This is a genomic window from Methylocella tundrae (assembly GCF_038024855.1).
Taxonomy (GTDB): Bacteria; Pseudomonadota; Alphaproteobacteria; order Rhizobiales; family Beijerinckiaceae; genus Methylocapsa; species Methylocapsa tundrae.
Genome location: NZ_CP139089.1, coordinates 3,354,903 through 3,371,822, shown reverse-complemented (window position 1 = coordinate 3,371,822; position 16,920 = coordinate 3,354,903). Strand labels below are relative to the sequence as shown.

Here is a 16,920-nt window from a genome sequence, read left to right as displayed (position 1 = left end):
CTGGGCCATCTGGCGACACAAACATTTGCCTCGTGAAAAGGCAAACGCATTGCCTTCGGCCTCCGCGCTCCCTATAATGTAACTATTCCCGTCATGGCTGATTGATTAAGCCTTGTCTCGTGAGCATCGTCTCGTGGGCCTCGCCCCTGCGCGGCGGCGGGCGCTCCGGACAGCGCGTCGGCGCTGGTTGCTGGAATTCTTAAGTTTCCGAGCGCAAAGGAGAAGTAAAACATGAACAATGCGCCGCTCATGCCTAAGGCCACGGCTGTATGGCTCGTCGAAAATACGTCTTTGACTTTCGATCAGATCGCCAATTTCTGCAAACTTCACCCGCTCGAAGTGAAAGGCATCGCGGACGGCGAAGTCGCGACCGGGATCAAGGGCCATGATCCGATCACTTCGGGACAATTGACCCGCGAAGAAATCGCCGCGGCGGAGAAAGATTCCAATCGCCAGCTGCAACTGGCGGTTTCCAAGGTGCGGCTGCCGGAGCCGGCGCGCAAACGCGGCGCCCGCTACACGCCGCTCTCGCGCCGCCAGGATCGCCCGAACGCCATTTTGTGGCTGGTGCGCAATCATCCCGAGCTGAAGGATGCGCAGATCATGCGCCTCGCCGGCACTACGAAAACGACATTGCAGGCCATTCGCAATCGGACGCACTGGAATTCAGCCGCGTTGACGCCGGCCGACCCCGTCACGCTTGGCCTCTGTTCGCAGATTGATCTCGATTTCGAAGTCAATCGCGCTGCAAAAGATCGGCCGCATGTCGAAGAAGATCACAGCCAGACCCTGATGTCCGCCGAAACGACCACGCGCCCGCCGCATGAAGAGCGTCGCACCGAAGCCGAGGTGTTCGGCGTTGCGCCGGCCAAGCAGCACGAGGTTGAAGAAGACATCGACGTGCATTCGGTCTTCGCGAGTCTGAAAGGCCTAAAGGTAAAAGAATAACCTATAATTGTAATTTTCTCTTTCTGGTTGTGTTTTCGGTGTTTCTCCGCGTAGAATGGAACTAAGATCAAAAGGCGAATCAGGCATCAGGGCGAGCCTCGATTCGCCGGTCGTGATCTTGAATGCCGCGTCCTTGCGCTGGAGAAACATTGATGAGCATCTTGGCCGCCGGCGCGTCCGGCGCTCAATCGCCAAGGCCCGCGAAGAAGTGGGCCTATGGATTAGTGCTGCTATCGGCCCTCGGCGCGCAGGGCGCCGCGGCGGCCGACCTTGGGTATGGGCCGCGCAGCTATGCTCCGCCGCCGCCGCCGCCGCCAGCGCCGCCCTCTTACGCCTTCGCAACTGACCCCCGTTGCAGTGTCGTTCCCATGCCACAGTTGGACCTTGTCGGCGACACCGCGCGATTTCGCGCGACCGCCGTTTGCCAGTCGCGCGGCCTTTATGCCGACTCGGTGATCTTTCCGGAGCCGCCCGTGCTGTATCGCGGCTATAATTACGGCCGCGAAAGATAGGCGCCCAGATTTCGCGGGCTCTGGGGCGCGGCATCCTCGCGGCAACTTGCATTTTGCCTGCGGCGCCTTTGGGCGCGCGCCTTGCGGCTGCGCTCGCAGACCGCCCTATCTCACCGGACAGAGCAGCGGCGACCGGTCTTTATCCGGAATCCGCCGCAATCACGTCCAATTTATTCATTTTTTTACGATCTAGCATATTTGGGTCAAGCGGAAGAGCGCCAAAAACGCTAGCCCTGCGAGGCGAGGTTTCGATGCCTTCGCGGACTTCGGACAGTCCGCGTCCTGCTTCTGATCGAGCATTGGCGCGCCTTGTCTGGCCGGCCGTTCCGTTCGCTTTGGGACGGCCGGATTTTCTTTCGCCTTGCCGCTGTCCCTCTAGGAAGGCTCAGGAGTAGCGAGGTCCGCGCCGCGCCTCGGCAAGGGCGCGCGACAGGGCGCTGGCAAAATCCGCTTTTTCGCCCGGCCCGAGGAACGCCGCGACTTCGAGGCTCTTGCCACGCGAGACGAGCGCCAGCCGCAAAGTTCCGAACTCCTCGTGCTCCTCCCGCTCCAAGCGCACGAAGGCTGGATTGAAACGCCATTCGTCCCGCCGCCCTTTGGCGCTGACCTTGGCGACAAAAAGTTCAAAAGGCGTCACATGGACGTCCTCATAGGCGCGGGCGGCGCGGTAATTCGCTTTGAACGCGAAATAGAAAAGCGCGACGTCGAGCCCGAAGAACCCCGCGACGGGCCATGCGCCAAGAAAAATAAATGGGAGGCTCGAGACGATATTGGCTCCCAGAAATGCCATCAACAGAAACTGAAAGTTCCGCCGCCCCAGCGAGCGATGTGGTTTCAGCCGCGCGGCGAAAAGCGCGGGATCTTCCATTTCACCGATGATGATTTTCGCAGCTGACATCCGAGAGGCCCTTCTCTCCCGCCCTATCGAAAACTATAACGCGTCCATGGTCAAAAGAATTATTGCAAATGCTACCGTCGCCAAGGGCGCCGCCCGCGCGATCGCCGGAAGCGTCAAGGCCGCCGCTCGAAAGCAAGGCGGGACGACGGCTCCGAAACCGGCGAACGCGCGCCGCGAATCTCTGGATGCAGCGCGCATCGAGGAAATTTTTCGCCGATTCGCCGCCGCAGCGCCAAATCCCAAGGGCGAACTTGACTATGTGAACCCTTTCACCCTGCTGGTCGCGGTGGTGCTCTCGGCGCAGGCGACGGACAGCGGCGTCAACAAGGCGACAAAGGCGCTGTTCGCGGTTGCGGATACACCGCAAAAAATGCTGGCGCTCGGCGAAGACAGACTCCGCGAGATGATCAAGACGATCGGCCTCTACCGGACCAAGGCGAAGCATGTCATCGCCCTGTCGCAGCAGCTCGTCGACAATTTCGGCGCCATCATTCCAAATGATCGCGAGGCGCTTGAACGGCTCCCGGGCGTTGGCCGCAAGACCGCCAATGTCGTGCTGAACATCGCCTTCGGCGCGCCGACGATCGCGGTCGACACCCATATTTTCAGGGTCTCTAACCGCATTCCGCTCGCCCCCGGCAAGACGCCCCTCGACGTCGAGCGCGGCCTCGAACGGATTATTCCGGACACGTATAAGCTGCACGCGCATCATTGGCTCATTCTGCATGGCCGCTATGTCTGCAAGGCGCGCCGGCCGGAGTGCGAGCGCTGCCTGATCGTCGATCTCTGCGAATTTCCCGGAAAAACCGTCGTCAACTAAAACTTGATGATCAGACTCGCCGGGCGAGCAACGTGGATTCAACCACGCGGAGCGCAGAGCGCCGTCTCCAAGGACTGAAATCCGCGATCGACCGCCACAGCCAGCAGCGCGACGATCAGGGCGCCCTGAAGGACGTAAGCGGGATTTGACGCCGACAGCCCTTCGAGGATCGGCGAGCCGAGCGAAAGAGCGCCGACGCTGGAGCCGATCGTCGCCGTCCCAATGTTGATGATGACAGCGTTGCGCAGACCCGCGAGAATGAACGGCAAAGCCAGCGGCAGCTCGATCCGCCAGAGGAGCCCAAAGGGAGCAAAGCCCATGCCTTCGGCCGCCTGCCGCGCGGCGGCGGGCACATTGTGCAAGCCCGTCAAAGCGCCGTCGAGAATGGGCAAAATGGCGTAAAGGCTCAGAGCGGCAAGCGCCGGCGCCGCGCCATAGCCGAGGATCGGAACGGCCAGGGCGAGAACGGCGACCGGCGGAAACGTCTGGCCCACGGCGGCGATGGCGCTAATCATGGCCGCGAATTCGCGCCCGCGATCGCGCGTGGCGAAGATGGCGAGGCCGATCCCGACAACCGCCGCGAGAAGGCTCGAGATCGCGACGAGTTCGCAATGCGCCAGCGTCAATTCAAAGAAGCTTGCGCGCGAATAGAGGGGGCGCGGATCGCCCGGAAACAGCGCGGCGAAAAAGGGCGCGCTCCATCGCATCGATCCGATCGCGCCGACGAGCAGCAGCGCGAGCCAGAACGCCGGCTGACGCGCGACCACACGAACCGCCGCCATGATGCTAACCCGCATCGCCAGCTCCAAGAACATCGGCGACGGCGATTTCGCCCATCAGTTCGCCGCGCTCATTTTCAACGGCAAGCCGATCGCGATGACGCTCGAGCATGAGGGTCAGCGCCTGCCGCAGACTCGCCGTGTCCCTGATCGCAATCGGCTCGTCCGCTGAACCAGCGGCGGTCGTGGCAGGCCGCGTGCGCTCCCCGACAGTCGCAAGATCAAGTAGTCTCAAAGGCAAATCCTCACGTCCGAGAAAGCCTTCGACGAATGCATCGCGCGGCCTCAGCAGGATGTCAGCCGGCGCGCCCGCCTGGATCACGCGGCCCTTGTCCATCACAATAATATGGGTCGCGAGGCGCAAGGCTTCGTTCATGTCATGCGTGACAAAGACAATCGTTTTTCCGCTCTCTTTGTGCAGGCGCCGCAACTCGCCCTGCAAAGCGCCGCGGCTGACAGGATCGAGCGCGGCGAAAGGCTCGTCCATCAACAAAATGTCCGGGTCGGCGGCGAGAGCGCGGGCGACGCCGACCCGCTGCTGCTGGCCGCCCGACAACTGGCGCGGATAGCGAAGCAGCAACGCAGGGTCGATCTGCAGCGCGGCGGCGATATGTTCGACGCGCTCGGCGATTTTGACCTTGTCCCAGCCCATCAGGCGAGGCACGGTTGCAATGTTGGCGGCGACAGTCCAGTGCGGAAAGAGCCCGACCGATTGTATGACGTAGCCAATGCTGCGCCTCAGCTCAATGGGATCGAGCTCGCTGACGTTTTGTCCGCGCACTCTAACGACGCCCAGATCCGGCGCAATCATCGCGTTGATCATGCGCAGAACCGTCGACTTGCCGCAGCCGGAGGGACCTACCAGAACGCAAAATGCGCCAGCTTCGATGGACAGGAAGAGGCTTTCAATGGCGGACGTCGCGCCAAAGGATTTCGACACGCTTTGCAGTTCGATGATGGGCGACAGGCTCATGCTCGCCTCCTCGCCGCCGCCAGCAGCATCTGAAAGATGAGATCGGCGGCGAGCGCCAGGAGAATGATCGGGATCGCGCCAAGCAGAACAAGATCCAGCGCATATTGTCCGATGCCCTGAAAAACAAAGACGCCAAGTCCGCCGGCGCCGATTAAAGCTGCAACGGCGGCAAGGCCGATGGCTTGAATGACGACGACGCGCAGCCCCGAAATCAAGGCCGGCAGCGCCAGCGGCAATTCAACCGAAAGGAACAGACGGTGCCGATCAAAGCCGAGGCCGATCGCCGCATCTTTCACCTCCGAGGCGACTGCATTGAAGCCCGTAACAAATATGCGCACCAGCGGCGGCAGCGAGTAGAGTGTCAGCGCGATGATCGCAGGCGTTGGGCCAACGCCGGCGACGCCGAGCTCGCGCAGCGCCGGAAACCGTGCGCTGAGGGCGGAGAGCGGCGCGATCAACGCGCCAAAAAGCGCAATCGATGGAATCGTCTGCACGACTCCGAGCGTCGCGAAAAGCCATCCGCGCGCGCCTGCGTGACGCAAAGCCACCGCGGTCAGCGGGACGCTGATGATCAACGCAAAAGCCGCGGCGGCGCCGACGAGGCCAACATGGCGGGCGAGCTGTTGCTGGAATTCCACGTGGCGCCCCATGAACTCCCTGGCGAGCGCGAGGCTGGTGAAAACGCCGTAGCGCGCCATAAGCACAAAGCCAAGCGCGACAGCCGCGCCTGCGGCCACGCGCAGCCAGAGGGAAAGCGCGCCGCGCTGCATCGCGTTCAACATGGCGAGGAGAGCGACCGCGCCAAGGATCCAGAAGGCGGGCCCAAGCGATATGCGCGCCGCCGGCGGCGCCGTCGCGGCGAGGACATGGGCGAATGCTCCCGCGCCGGCAAGGCAAGCAAAGAACAACGCCGCCCCCGCAAGCAGCGCGGCGTATGCGCGGAGCTTTTCTTGCGCGACAAACGACAGGCCGGCGAGCGCGGCAAAGCTTGATATGATGGCGCCAAGATCCGCCGAGGGAGCCTGCCACACGGATAAGGGCGCTCCGTCAGCCAGGCGATTCCCGGCGTAATTGACGAACGCGGTTGAAGCCGCAGCGAGCGCGCCAATACAACACAGCGTCAATAAAACGCGATCGTGAATTTTGAGCGCGCGCAGGATTCTCATAACAGATTTTGCGCCGTCATATAATTGCGCGCAACGAAGGTCGCCTCTTCGCCTTCGACCGCCACCCGCTCATTGAGCGCCCGCAAGGTTGTAAGATCAAGGCCAGCGAAGACTGGCGCCAATGCCTGTCTTATCTGCGGATAGTCCGCCAATGTCGCGGCGCGAATGACGGGCGCCGGCGCATAGACAGGCTCCGCATGGCGCGGATCGTCAAGCGGCAACAGATCAAGCGCGTTGAGCGCGCCATCGGAGCCATAGGCCATCGCCGCATTGACGCCCGAAATTCCGTCCGAGGCAGCCTTCATCGTCGCCGTCGTCTCGCCGCCGGACAGCACCAGAAGTTGCGAGGCCTGCAGATTGAATCCATAGGCCGCTTCAAACGCCGGAAGGCCCGCCTCGCTTTCGACGAATTCGGCCGAGGCGGCCAATTTGATCCTGTTTCCGGCCCGGACGAAAGCGGCGAAATCGTCCAACGTGCGTAGGCTTTTCTCTGCCGCAAGCGCCTTCGGAATGGCGATGACCCAGCTATTATCGGCAGGCGCCGGCTCCAGCCAGACGAGGCGATTTTGAGCATAGTCCAACTCTGCGACGCGCAAAAAGCCCTGCCGCGCGTCGCGCCACACCGGATCAGATTCCTGGTGAAAGAAAAAGGCGCCGTTGCCGGTATATTCGACGCAAAGATCGACCGCGCCTGAGATCAAGCCCTGACGCAAAATCGCCGTCGGCCCGATCTGCAGCTCGTTTATCGTCGGAACGCCGGCGCGGGCCAGAGCCAGCAGCATCATCTGCCCAAGGAGAGCGCCTTCGAGGTCAAGCTTCGAGCTGACGACGACCGGCGCGGCCGCCACAGCTTTTGTCACGCCAAGCGCCAGCGCGCCGAAAAGAACGCCGCGGCGGGAGAGCTGCGGCGAGATCATCATATGACAACCGTCAGTCTTTCCGCCGCGCGCGTGATGCCGGTATAGAGCCATCGGTTGCGGTGTTCCCGGAAGGCGCCGCTTTCATCGAACAGCACGACGGAATTCCATTGCGAGCCCTGCGCCTTGTGCACGGTAAGCGCGTAGCCATAATCGAATTCATCCGATTCGCGGCGCGCTTTCGGCGTAAGGCTGTCTTCGGCGCCGGAGAAAAATTCCGGCAGCACGCCGATGCGCAGCGTCTTGCGGGTCGGATCGTCTTCGGGCGCCACATTCAGCGCCAGCTTCTTCTTGCGGGTTGTTCCGGTCGTCTTGACGATCCATATGCCGCCGTTGAGCAGGCCTTTCGTGTTGTCGTTCTTAAGGCAGACGAGCTTGTCGCCGGCTTCGGGAAATTCCGATTGATAGCCGAATAATTCGCGCATTCGGCGATTGTAGGAGCGCCGGGTGCGGTTCAAGCCGACGAGAAGCTGGTCACTCGCCGTCACGGCCGCCGAATCGATTTCTCTGCGTCCGATGACGCGGCTCTCGCCATAGGCGCCGGGGTCGAGCCGGCGGCCTTCGCGCACCAGCATGGACATTTTGATGATCGGGTTATCCGCCGCCTGACGGTGCACCTCCGTGAGCATCACGTCCGGCTCCCCTTCCGTGAAAAACCCGCCGCCGCGCACCGGCGGCAGTTGCGCTGGATCGCCGAGCACCAGCACCGGCTTGCCGAAGGATAGAAGATCACGGCCGAGGTCAGCGTCGACCATCGAACATTCGTCAATGATGACGAGGCTCGCCTTGGCGACCGCGCTGTCTTCATTCAGGACAAAGGTCGGCTCGTCGACGTCGGCTTCGCGCGGGCGGTAAATCAGGCTGTGGATCGTGCGCGCGCCTTTGCAGCCTTTGGAGCGCAGCACCAGCGCCGCCTTGCCGGTGAAGGCGGCGAAGGCGACGTCTCCATCGACGTCTTCGGCGAGCTGTTTGGCGAGCGTCGTCTTGCCGGCGCCGGCATAGCCGAACAGGCGAAAAACCTGCGGCTCGCCGCGCTTCATCCAGGCGGAGACGGCGGAAAGCGCGCCATCCTGCTGCGGCGACCAGCTCATGCCGGCGCCCGGCGCTGGCCGACCGGTCCAAAAGGGTGCCGCGGCGTCATTTTGCGGCTCGTTCGTCTGAAGAAATCATGGGCCCTGTCTGTGGCTGGCGTCACCGGCGCGCCTCGGCTAGCTTCCTTGTCGCCGCGATTTGGCGGCGAGGGGGAATCAACATGAAGCGAATCGCTGTCGCGCTTTGGAGCTTTGCCTTTATCAATCTCGCGCAGCAAGCGTCGGCGCAGGATGCGCTAAGCCCGCCCTCCGGGTCAAACCTCTTGCTCGCGGCAGAGGCCAGCGGCGTACAGGTCTATGTCTGCACGGCAAAGGAAAAAGACTTCGTCTGGATTTTCGACGGCCCGGCGGCGTCGCTTTTCAATCACACCGGCCGGGAAATCGGCACGCATGGCAAAGGGCCTATGTGGACGCTCGCCGACGGCTCGGCGATCACCGGCGATCTTTTGGCGAAGAGCGACGCGCCAGAGGCCGGCTCAGTGCCCTGGCTTCTGCTCAAGGTCAAGACGCATCTGGGGACATTCGGCACGCTCTCGAGCGTCAATTACATTCGCCGCATCGATACGAAAGGCGGCGTCGAGCCGCCGGACGGCTGCGACGCGGCGCATCTTGGCGATATCGCCCGCATCCGCTATTCCGCCGTCTATCAATTCTACGCGCAGTGATGCGTGAGGCGGCTCAGACAAAGAGCCGCTCCTTTTCGAGGCCGACGTAGAGGCTGGCGACGAATTCGCCATAACCGTTGAAGATCTGCGTCGGACGGCGCTCTTGCGTTCCAAGCACCTCCTCGCTCGCCTGGCTCCAGCGCGGGTGCGGAACGGCGGGGTTCACATTGGCCCAAAAACCATATTCGGACGCCTGCAGGCTCTCCCAAAAAGTCTTTGGCCGCTCGGCGACAAAAGAGATGCGCGTAATCGACTTGATCGATTTGAATCCATATTTCCAGGGCGTCGCCAGCCGCAGCGGCGCGCCGAAGCTCTTGGCGAGCGGCTTGCCATAGGCGCCGGTGACGAGAAAGCTCAGATCATTGGCGGCTTCCGCCATGGTGAGGCCCTCGACATAGGGCCAAGGATACCAGACCTGCCGCTGGCCCGGCGCCATGCCACGATCGAGAAAGGTCTCCATCCGCACATATTTCGCGGCAGAGAGCGGCTTTGCGGCCTCAACCAGCGCGCGCAGCGGAAAGCCGGTCCAGGGCGCGGCCATCGCCCAAGCCTCGACGCAGCGGTGGCGATAGAGCCTTTCCTCCAGCGGCATCGACTTGATGAGATCGTCGATTCCGATGTCGAAGGGTTTTTCCACCAGCCCGTCGATCTTGATCGTCCACGGCCTTGTCTTGAGAGACTGAGCGGCGTCGAAAATATCCTTCGTTGAGCCGAATTCGTAGAAATTATTGTAATGGGCATTGATCTCTTCCGGCGTCACGGGGCGGTCGAGCTTGAATATCTCGTTGCGCTTGGCCGGATAAAGCGCGTCGGCGGGATCGCCTGCGGCGAAAGCGGGAGCGGCGAGCCACGAGGCCGCGGCCGCCGCCGCGCCGCCTTTGAGCAATGAGCGGCGCGCGAAAAACAAATGTTCCGGCGTCGCTTCGCTTTCGCGAATTTCCCAACCTTTGCGGCGATGAACAAACATGCGGCTCTCCCTGCGCGTGCGCCTCAAAGGCAAGATACGGCCTCCAAGGCGGATTTGTTACGAACGAACACGGGATTTTGGACCGTCGGCGATCACGAGAGCGGGAGGATGGCGTCACGGGGACGCGGCGCTTCAGCAGCCACTTGCGCTGACGTCTCGCCGCGTTAAAACTGCGCCGCTTGAAAGGCGGGCAAATGGCCAAAGCGATCATAGGCATTATCGGCGGATCAGGCGTCTATCACCTGCCGGGCCTCGAAGACATCCGCGAGGAGCGCGTCACAACGCCCTGGGGCGAGCCGTCGGATGCGCTGCATTTTGGCCGGATCGGCGCGACGGAGGCGGTTTTTTTGCCCCGCCACGGGCGCGGCCATGTCCTGTCGCCCTCCGGCATCAATTACCGCGCCAATATCGACGCGTTGAAGCGCGCCGGCGTCACCGACATTGTTTCCGTATCGGCCTGCGGCTCTTTCAAGGAGGAGCTTTATCCCGGCCTGTTCGTCCTTATCGACCAGTTCGTCGACCGGACCTTTGCGCGGCAAAGCTCGTTCTTCGGCAATGGCTGCGTCGCTCATGTCTCAATGGCGCACCCCATCGCGCCGGCGCTGCAGGCGCGCATCGCGCTGGCCGCGCAGGCCGAGGCCATCCCCTGCCTCACCGGCGGAACCTATGTCTGCATGGAAGGGCCGCAGTTTTCCTCACTCGCCGAATCGCGAAGCTATAAGGCGGCCGGCTATGACGTCATCGGCATGACGGCGATGCCGGAAGCAAAACTCGCGCGCGAGGCCGAAATATCCTATGCGACAGTCGCGATGGTCACCGATTATGATTGCTGGCACCCGGACCACGACGACGTCGACGTCGCCTCAGTGATCAAAATCGTCAACGCCAACTCGGGCAATGCCGCGCGCCTTCTGGCTCGCATGTTGCATGATTTTCCGGCCGAGCATGAGGCCTGCCCGGTCGGCTCGGACCGCGCCCTCGATAATGCGATTCTGACTGCGCCATCGGCGCGCGACCCTGTTCTCATGAAGAAACTAGAGGCGATCATGCGGCGGATCCATCAGTCATGACCTTGAACGACAAGACATACGACCTCAAGGCCGCGATCCGCACCATTCCCGATTATCCAAAGCCCGGCATTCTGTTTCGCGACATCACGACGCTGCTTGGCGACGCGCGCGCTTTCCGTCGCGCCATCGACGAATTGGTGCAGCCCTGGTCAGGCGCCAAAATCGACAAGGTCGCAGGGATGGAAGCGCGCGGCTTCATCCTCGGCGGCGCTGTCGCGCATCAGCTTTCAGCCGGCTTCGTGCCGATCCGCAAGAAGGGAAAGCTGCCGCATACCAAGGTCTCGATCGCCTATTCGCTGGAATATGGGCTGGACGAGATGGAGATTCATGACGACGCCGTGGTCGCCGGGGAGCGCGTCATTCTCGTTGACGACCTCATCGCCACGGGGGGCACGGCGACGGGCGCGGTCGGCCTCCTGAAGAAGATCGGCGCCGACGTCGTCGCCGCCTGTTTCGTGATCGATCTGCCGGACCTTGGCGGAGCCGACAAGATCAGGGCGCTCGGCGTGCCGGTGCGGACCTTGATGAGTTTTCCGGGGCATTGAGCCGATCGCCTAACGCCATTGCCGCTCCGCGCAGGATCATGTATATGATCATGTCTAATATTGGAGGCGGCAATGAGTCTGGCCAGTCAGCGGCTGATCGTTCCCATCACGGCGCGGGACAAGGAACTCGTCGAACGCAAGGCCGCAAAGGCCGGCAAGATTTCGACGGCGGAATTCGTCCGCCGCGCGGCGCTGGCCTATGAGCCCGCCGACGAAGAGGCGCTGGCGGAGCTGCGCGCCCTTGTCGACGGCTTTGCCGACATTCACGCCGCGACGCTGGCGCAGCTTGACCGCACCGAGGCCGCTCTCGACGCGGCGCTGGCGCATTTTGGACGCGCGGTGAAGTGAGCGCCGTTGGCGATGCGCTGAAAGCCCTCAAAACGGCGATGCTGCTTGAGGAGCGCATCAGCAGCCAAGCCAAGAAGGTCGAGCAACTCGCCCTCAGCGTCGTCGAGATCGACAAAAGGCTGGCGGCGCTCGAAGGCCGCATGGAGGGCTTCATGGCGGCGGCTTCCGCTTTCGGCGGCCGCGCGCGGCCAACGAAAGTGATCGAGGCGCCGCGCGATCAACAAAATCTGCCGCCGCGGAAGGGGTGACGCGCCCGCCCCCCTCACTTCGAGCAGTCGACCAGATCCTTGTCCTCGACGGAAAACACCTGCCCCGCCTCGACCGGCAGGTTTTTGGCGGCGCAAACGCGACCGTCCGGAAAGCCGATCCGGGCGTCATACTGGCCCGTCTCGACACCCGTGACCTTCAGCCGCTCGTCATGCTCGACCTCGGCGTCCTTATCGTTCAGACACTGGTTTTCGCCAAACTCCTGCGTGCCAGCGGGCGCGAGGCGCAACTCCGTCACGGTCGATGAGGTAAGGTTCCAAAACCGCGTCGGCTTGCCGGCGGCGCGCGCGGGCGCGTCTGCGAACGCCGCAGCGAAGACCAGCAGCGACGCGGCTGCAAGCGTGAGACGGCGCATTTTCGCTCCTTTAAGGTTCGCTGCCTGCCCTTTTTAGCCTCCAATACAGCCGCGCGGATAAATTGAACAGAGGCCCCACCCGCCGCAGTTGCGCATTTGTGGACGACCCACTAGAGATGCGCCTCACTCAAAAGAGGGTTTTTGATGCGTCCGTCTCAACGCGCCGCCGACGAATTGCGGCCAGTCACGATCGAACGCAATGTCGCGCGCTATGCCGAAGGCTCCTGCCTGATCAAATTCGGCTCGACGCATGTGCTCTGCACAGCCTCGCTGGAGGACAAGCCGCCGGCGTGGCTACGGGGCCAGGGGCGCGGCTGGGTCACCGCCGAATACGCCATGCTGCCGCGCGCGACACATACGCGCACGCGCCGGGAATCGACCACCGGCAAGCAGTCGGGGCGGACGCAGGAGATCCAGCGCCTCATCGGCCGCAGCCTGCGTGCAGTGACCAATCTGCAGGCCCTCGGCGAACGCCAGATCACGCTCGACTGCGACGTGCTGCAGGCTGACGGCGGCACGCGGACGGCCTCGATCACGGGCGCCTGGGTTGCGCTGCATGATTGCCTGAAATGGATGCATGGACGCTCGATCATCAAGGAGTTTCCTTTGCGCGATCATGTCGCGGCGATTTCCTGCGGCGTCTCCAACGGCGAGGCTGTGCTGGACCTCGACTACGCCGAGGATTCCGCCGCCGAAACCGACGCCAATTTCGTCTTGACCGGCGCCGGCTCCCTCGTCGAGGTGCAGGCGACGGCCGAAGCCGCCGTATTCACCGAAACGCAGTTGAACTCCATGCTGACGCTGGCGCGCGGCGGCATTTCGAAGCTCATCGAGCTGCAAAAGTGCGCAGTCGCCTGAATGCCGCGCAGCCTCAATGGAAGACTGGTCATCGCGACCCATAATGAAGGCAAGCTCGCGGAAATGCGCGAGTTGCTCGACCATTACGGCGTCAAGGCCGTCTCGGCCGGCGAACTCGGGTTGCCGGAGCCGGAAGAAACCGGATCGACATTCCTCGCCAATTCGCAGCTGAAGGCGATCGCCGCCGCCGCGGGCGCCGGTTGCGCCTCTCTCGCCGACGATTCAGGGCTTTGCGTCGAGGCGCTGGGGGGCGAGCCGGGGATTTATTCCGCGCGCTGGGCGGGACCGACGCGTGATTTCGGCATCGCAAGGGCGAAGGTCGAGGAGGCGCTGCGATCGGCCGGCGCCGCGCCGCCGTTCAAGGCGCATTTCATCTGTGTGCTCACGCTCGCCTTTCCAGACGGCGAAACCCGGAGTTTTGAGGGACGGGTCGACGGCGAACTGGTCTTTCCGGCGCGCGGCTCGCTGGTGTTTGGCTATGATCCGATCTTTCTGCCGGAAGATCTGACCAAGACCTTCGGCGAGATGACGCTGGAAGAAAAGCAGGCGATTCCGCCGGATGGGTCGCCGGCCTTGTCTCATCGGGCGCGCGCCTTCCAGGCTTTTGCACGGGGCTGCTTCCGCGCTTAGCGCTTTCCGAGACCGGCGGAAGATGCGTCAAAACGGCCAAATTCGCGAAACTTCGGCCGGAGGACTTGATTTACCCCGCCTCGCGCAATATCATATTGCAGTGCAATATAACGGGTTGCATTTGCAGGGAAAGCGCGTGATGTCCGCCGTCTGGAATACCAAATATGGAACGCGCCGGGTCCGCCACGACCCGCCGACGCTGAAGGAGGCCATCCTCGCCGCGCAGGGATTGACCGACCAATTGCTGGAGCAGGTCGAGATCGCCGCCGCGCTGATGGACATGCCCGTCGCCGAGGTGCGCGCCGAATTGCTGAAGAGCGCGCCGCCGCGCAAAGCCGAACAGATCGTAACCTCGAGCGGCCGCACGCCGCGCACCGTGGTCGTCGAGCGCAAACCCAGCCGGCGCATCCCCGCCGGAGCCGCGCCGCGCCTTTCCCGGTCCATTTAGAGAATCGCCGCCCGAAGGACGCCCCGCGCGAGAGATGCGGCGCACGCTCTGGCGGCGACGCAACGGCGCTAAAGCAGAATGCGTTCAGGCGGTCGCGCGGCTGACGCTTCTTCCAAGAAAACCAAGCGCTTTCCGATCGAATGGAGTCATTCGATCGATCAGAAATCACTCCAGACGCAAAAGCTTGAGCATATTCGTGTCGATCAGATCGAACCGATCTGATCGGAATATCCTCTAGCGAGCCAGTTCCGCGTAAGCGACAAAGCGCGCCGGTAGTATTTTCTGTGCGCCGCCGATGACCTTCGGCAAAGTCACGCGCGCCATCCCGTAAGCGTAAGTGATCTCCACCGCGCCCGGCCTTGGCGGGGGCGGCGCCTCGCTCTCGACAGGCTGAGCCGCCGATCCGATCTCATCCGCGGCTTCGATGCCGGCTGCGTTTGGCGCGAGGCTCACGCCAGCGGCCTCGCCTCTGTCCTCAGCTGGCGCGGCGATCCCGGCAGGACGCGGCGGCGGCAGCGGCGCATCGGTTGAGAGCTGTTCAGAGGATGGCGGCTTGCCGGGCGTGACCCGCGCCATCTGGATGCGAGCCTGCTGCGGCTCGGACTTGCCGCCAAGCGCGCCAAAGACGGATGCAACATTGCGCATCAGCCCGCCGAAGATCGACGCCTGCGGGCCCGCTGGCGTCCGCGCATCGGCGACAAGCGCGGCAGGCGCGGCTTTGCGCGGCCCGTTCGAGGCGACCATGATCTGCGGCTCACCAGGGCGCGGCGCGTTACAATTGCGAACGCCGAGCGCGATCAGTTCGCTGCCGCGCAAAACCTTGTACTGCCGGGTCAGAGGGCCGAGCTTCTCGCGCACCGCCGGCGGATAGGAATTGAAGAGCTGCTGCGACACATCATAATTGCTCTCATGATTGCGCGGATCGTAAGCAAGATGAAATTTCAGCGTGCTATCAGGATAGACGCAGACGTTCGGAAGGCTGAGCGCCAGCGTGCAGGCCGAGCGGCACTCATGCAGCCGGACTTCGCGGTCCGTCGCCCGATAGAGTTCGGTCTGGCTTTGATATTGGTTTACGTAGCCGCCGACGTCTTTCATGACGACGACCGGCGCCGGCATAGGCGGGGGATCGAGATAACTCAATGTTCACCCATTTTCGCAAATTCGACGCTTACGCAAATCTCTTTGCATCCAAGGTAATTAAACGTAGTGAACGCACTCTTAATCGGCCGGCGGAAATCTGAAATGTGTAGCCAAACGCATGAAGTCTGCGCCAAAATGGACGGCTTCACGGCCCAAGACCTAGCGACGAGTGTGGCCGTAATTAAGGCGCGGCTTCGCGCGCATCATGGCGCAACCAGCCGCCGAAAGAGCGTGACCCCGGATGACCATGACTGATCTATCCCTGAAGGGCGAGGATCCCGGCTTCGGCGTCTATGTGCATTGGCCGTTCTGCCTGTCGAAATGCCCCTATTGCGATTTCAACAGCCATGTCCGGCAGCAGCCGATCGACGAGGCGCGCTTCGTCGCCGCCTTCGAGACGGAACTCGCCCATCGGGCCGCTCTGACGCCTCGGCGCACGGTCTCCTCGATCTTCTTTGGCGGGGGCACGCCGTCGCTGATGAAGCCATCGACGGTCGCCGCGATTCTCGACGCTGTGGGCCGCCATTGGCTGATAGACACAAAGGCGGAAATCACGCTTGAGGCCAATCCGACGAGCGTCGAAGCCGAGCGCTTTCGCGGCTATCGCGCCGCTGGCGTCAATCGAGTCTCGCTGGGCGTTCAGGCGCTGAATGACGGCGATCTGAAAGCGCTCGGGCGCACGCACACCAGCGCGGACGCCATGACCGCGGTCGCGCTCGCCGCTTCGATCTTCGACCGCTTCTCCTTCGACCTGATTTACGCGAGGCCCGGCCAGAGCGTTGAGCACTGGCGCCGCGAACTTGAGGCCGCCCTGCCCCATGCGCGCGATCATCTTTCGCTCTACCAGTTGACGATCGAACCCGGCACCATGTTCGAGCGGCTGCGCGAGGCTGGCAAACTTGCGCTTCCCGATGCTGACCTTGGGCGCGATTTCTGGGACGCGACACAGGACATCATGAACAAGGCCGGCCTTCCCGCTTATGAGATTTCCAATCATGCGCGCCCTGGCGCGGAGAGCCGGCATAATCTCATCTACTGGCGCTACGGCGAATATGCCGGGGTTGGTCCGGGCGCTCATGGCCGCATCCTCACCGCGACTGGGCGCCATGCGCAGGCCTGCGAGCGCGATCCCGAAAAATGGCTCGCCGCCGTCGAGGCCAATGGCGATGGGCTTTGCGAGGACGCGCCTCTATCGCTCGAGGAGCAGGGCGATGAATTCCTGCTGATGGGCCTTCGCCTTGCGGAGGGGATCGAAATCCGGCGCTTCGAGGCGATGTCGGGCCACGGCCTCGACCCGCGACGGCTCGCTTCGCTGATCGCCGAGGGCATGGTGGAATATACGCATCAGGGTCGCGTAAGGGTCAGCGCGGAAGGTTTTCCAGTGCTCGACGCCGTCGTCGCAGACCTTGCCGCCTGAGTCTTTTATCCCCTTGAATTCACTGAAGAAAGGAAGGCGGCAAGACGATTCCCCGGGGGCGACACACGCTCGCCACATTCAAAGACTTAACCTACAGCCTTGGTTT

Annotated in this window: 21 protein-coding genes; 12 read left to right on the top strand and 9 right to left on the bottom strand. The window is 62.8% G+C overall.

Features of this window, described 5'->3' with window-relative positions; genetic code table 11:
- The first annotated feature begins 231 nt into the window (after nt 1–231).
- Both SIN04_RS17770 and SIN04_RS17765 read left to right on the top strand, forming a co-directional pair.
- The gene (locus SIN04_RS17770) at nt 232–948 is read left to right on the top strand and encodes a DUF1013 domain-containing protein (protein WP_134491360.1); all 717 of its coding nucleotides are present in this window, start codon (nt 232–234) and stop codon (nt 946–948) included.
- Between the two features lie 152 nt (nt 949–1,100).
- Nucleotides 1,101–1,460 carry a hypothetical protein gene (locus SIN04_RS17765; protein WP_134491358.1) on the top strand — a complete coding sequence of 120 codons (360 nt, stop codon included), beginning with the start codon at nt 1,101–1,103 and terminating at the stop codon, nt 1,458–1,460.
- A gap of 385 nt (nt 1,461–1,845) precedes the next feature.
- On the opposite strand, the gene SIN04_RS17760 is transcribed toward SIN04_RS17765, so the two are convergent.
- The gene (locus tag SIN04_RS17760; protein WP_244605880.1) at nt 1,846–2,358 is read right to left on the bottom strand and encodes a DUF2244 domain-containing protein; all 513 of its coding nucleotides are present in this window, start codon (nt 2,356–2,358) and stop codon (nt 1,846–1,848) included.
- Nucleotides 2,359–2,404: 46 nt separating this feature from the next.
- Between SIN04_RS17760 and nth the strand changes: the two genes are divergently transcribed.
- Nucleotides 2,405–3,178: an endonuclease III gene (nth, locus tag SIN04_RS17755; protein WP_134491356.1), complete on the top strand. Its 774-nt coding sequence runs from the start codon at nt 2,405–2,407 to the stop codon at nt 3,176–3,178.
- A 38-nt stretch (nt 3,179–3,216) separates the two neighbouring features.
- Here nth and SIN04_RS17750 read toward each other — a convergent pair whose 3' ends face one another.
- The 5 genes from SIN04_RS17750 to SIN04_RS17730 form a co-directional block, all read right to left on the bottom strand.
- On the bottom strand, nt 3,217–3,975 hold the full coding sequence (locus SIN04_RS17750) for an ABC transporter permease (RefSeq protein ID WP_341264110.1): 759 nt from the start codon (nt 3,973–3,975) through the stop codon (nt 3,217–3,219).
- Nucleotides 3,965–4,930 carry an ABC transporter ATP-binding protein gene (locus tag SIN04_RS17745; RefSeq protein ID WP_244605877.1) on the bottom strand — a complete coding sequence of 322 codons (966 nt, stop codon included), beginning with the start codon at nt 4,928–4,930 and terminating at the stop codon, nt 3,965–3,967. The genes SIN04_RS17750 and SIN04_RS17745 overlap by 11 nt, the downstream gene beginning before the upstream one ends.
- Nucleotides 4,927–5,961, bottom strand: coding sequence for an ABC transporter permease (locus SIN04_RS17740; protein WP_166795983.1), 1,035 nt, complete (start codon nt 5,959–5,961; stop codon nt 4,927–4,929). The genes SIN04_RS17745 and SIN04_RS17740 overlap by 4 nt, the downstream gene beginning before the upstream one ends.
- A gap of 131 nt (nt 5,962–6,092) precedes the next feature.
- Nucleotides 6,093–7,016 carry an ABC transporter substrate-binding protein gene (locus SIN04_RS17735; protein ID WP_244605876.1) on the bottom strand — a complete coding sequence of 308 codons (924 nt, stop codon included), beginning with the start codon at nt 7,014–7,016 and terminating at the stop codon, nt 6,093–6,095.
- A complete protein-coding gene (locus SIN04_RS17730) occupies nt 7,013–8,104 on the bottom strand; it encodes an ATP-dependent DNA helicase (protein ID WP_134491352.1) in 1,092 nt (363 codons plus the stop codon). The genes SIN04_RS17735 and SIN04_RS17730 overlap by 4 nt, the downstream gene beginning before the upstream one ends.
- A 161-nt stretch (nt 8,105–8,265) precedes the next feature.
- Between SIN04_RS17730 and SIN04_RS17725 the strand changes: the two genes are divergently transcribed.
- Nucleotides 8,266–8,769, top strand: coding sequence for a DUF3455 domain-containing protein (locus tag SIN04_RS17725; protein ID WP_166795982.1), 504 nt, complete (start codon nt 8,266–8,268; stop codon nt 8,767–8,769).
- Between the two features lie 13 nt (nt 8,770–8,782).
- On the opposite strand, the gene msrP is transcribed toward SIN04_RS17725, so the two are convergent.
- A complete protein-coding gene (gene msrP, locus SIN04_RS17720; RefSeq protein ID WP_134491348.1) occupies nt 8,783–9,736 on the bottom strand; it encodes a protein-methionine-sulfoxide reductase catalytic subunit MsrP in 954 nt (317 codons plus the stop codon).
- 194 nt (nt 9,737–9,930) lie between these two features.
- On the opposite strand from msrP, the gene SIN04_RS17715 reads away from it, so the two are divergent.
- From SIN04_RS17715 to SIN04_RS17700, 4 genes are all read left to right on the top strand, one after another.
- Nucleotides 9,931–10,806, top strand: a complete 876-nt coding sequence (locus tag SIN04_RS17715) for an S-methyl-5'-thioadenosine phosphorylase (protein ID WP_134491346.1) — start codon at nt 9,931–9,933, stop codon at nt 10,804–10,806.
- Nucleotides 10,803–11,351, top strand: coding sequence for an adenine phosphoribosyltransferase (locus tag SIN04_RS17710; RefSeq protein WP_134491344.1), 549 nt, complete (start codon nt 10,803–10,805; stop codon nt 11,349–11,351). Before SIN04_RS17715 ends, SIN04_RS17710 begins: the two co-directional genes overlap by 4 nt.
- Nucleotides 11,352–11,423: 72 nt before the next feature.
- A complete protein-coding gene (locus SIN04_RS17705; protein ID WP_134491342.1) occupies nt 11,424–11,699 on the top strand; it encodes a plasmid mobilization protein in 276 nt (91 codons plus the stop codon).
- The gene (locus SIN04_RS17700; protein WP_134491340.1) at nt 11,696–11,947 is read left to right on the top strand and encodes a hypothetical protein; all 252 of its coding nucleotides are present in this window, start codon (nt 11,696–11,698) and stop codon (nt 11,945–11,947) included. Before SIN04_RS17705 ends, SIN04_RS17700 begins: the two co-directional genes overlap by 4 nt.
- Before the next feature lie 14 nt (nt 11,948–11,961).
- Here the strand turns inward: SIN04_RS17700 and SIN04_RS17695 are convergent, their stop codons facing one another.
- Entirely contained in the window at nt 11,962–12,321 is a 360-nt protein-coding gene (locus SIN04_RS17695) for a hypothetical protein (protein WP_134491338.1), read from the bottom strand.
- 144 nt (nt 12,322–12,465) lie between these two features.
- Between SIN04_RS17695 and rph the strand changes: the two genes are divergently transcribed.
- The 3 genes from rph (at nt 12,466) to SIN04_RS17680 (ending at nt 14,257) form a co-directional block, all read left to right on the top strand.
- Complete coding sequence (rph, locus tag SIN04_RS17690) at nt 12,466–13,179, top strand: ribonuclease PH (protein WP_134491336.1); 714 nt, start codon at nt 12,466–12,468, stop codon at nt 13,177–13,179.
- Nucleotides 13,180–13,809 (top strand): RdgB/HAM1 family non-canonical purine NTP pyrophosphatase, encoded by a 630-nt coding sequence (gene rdgB / locus SIN04_RS17685; protein ID WP_341264109.1) that lies wholly within the window; start codon nt 13,180–13,182, stop codon nt 13,807–13,809.
- 139 nt (nt 13,810–13,948) lie between these two features.
- Entirely contained in the window at nt 13,949–14,257 is a 309-nt protein-coding gene (locus SIN04_RS17680) for a hypothetical protein (protein WP_134491334.1), read from the top strand.
- A gap of 234 nt (nt 14,258–14,491) precedes the next feature.
- Here the strand turns inward: SIN04_RS17680 and SIN04_RS17675 are convergent, their stop codons facing one another.
- Nucleotides 14,492–15,397 carry a hypothetical protein gene (locus tag SIN04_RS17675; protein ID WP_134491332.1) on the bottom strand — a complete coding sequence of 302 codons (906 nt, stop codon included), beginning with the start codon at nt 15,395–15,397 and terminating at the stop codon, nt 14,492–14,494.
- Between the two features lie 247 nt (nt 15,398–15,644).
- On the opposite strand from SIN04_RS17675, the gene hemW reads away from it, so the two are divergent.
- Nucleotides 15,645–16,814: a radical SAM family heme chaperone HemW gene (gene hemW / locus SIN04_RS17670; protein ID WP_134491330.1), complete on the top strand. Its 1,170-nt coding sequence runs from the start codon at nt 15,645–15,647 to the stop codon at nt 16,812–16,814.
- Nucleotides 16,815–16,920 lie beyond the last annotated feature (106 nt).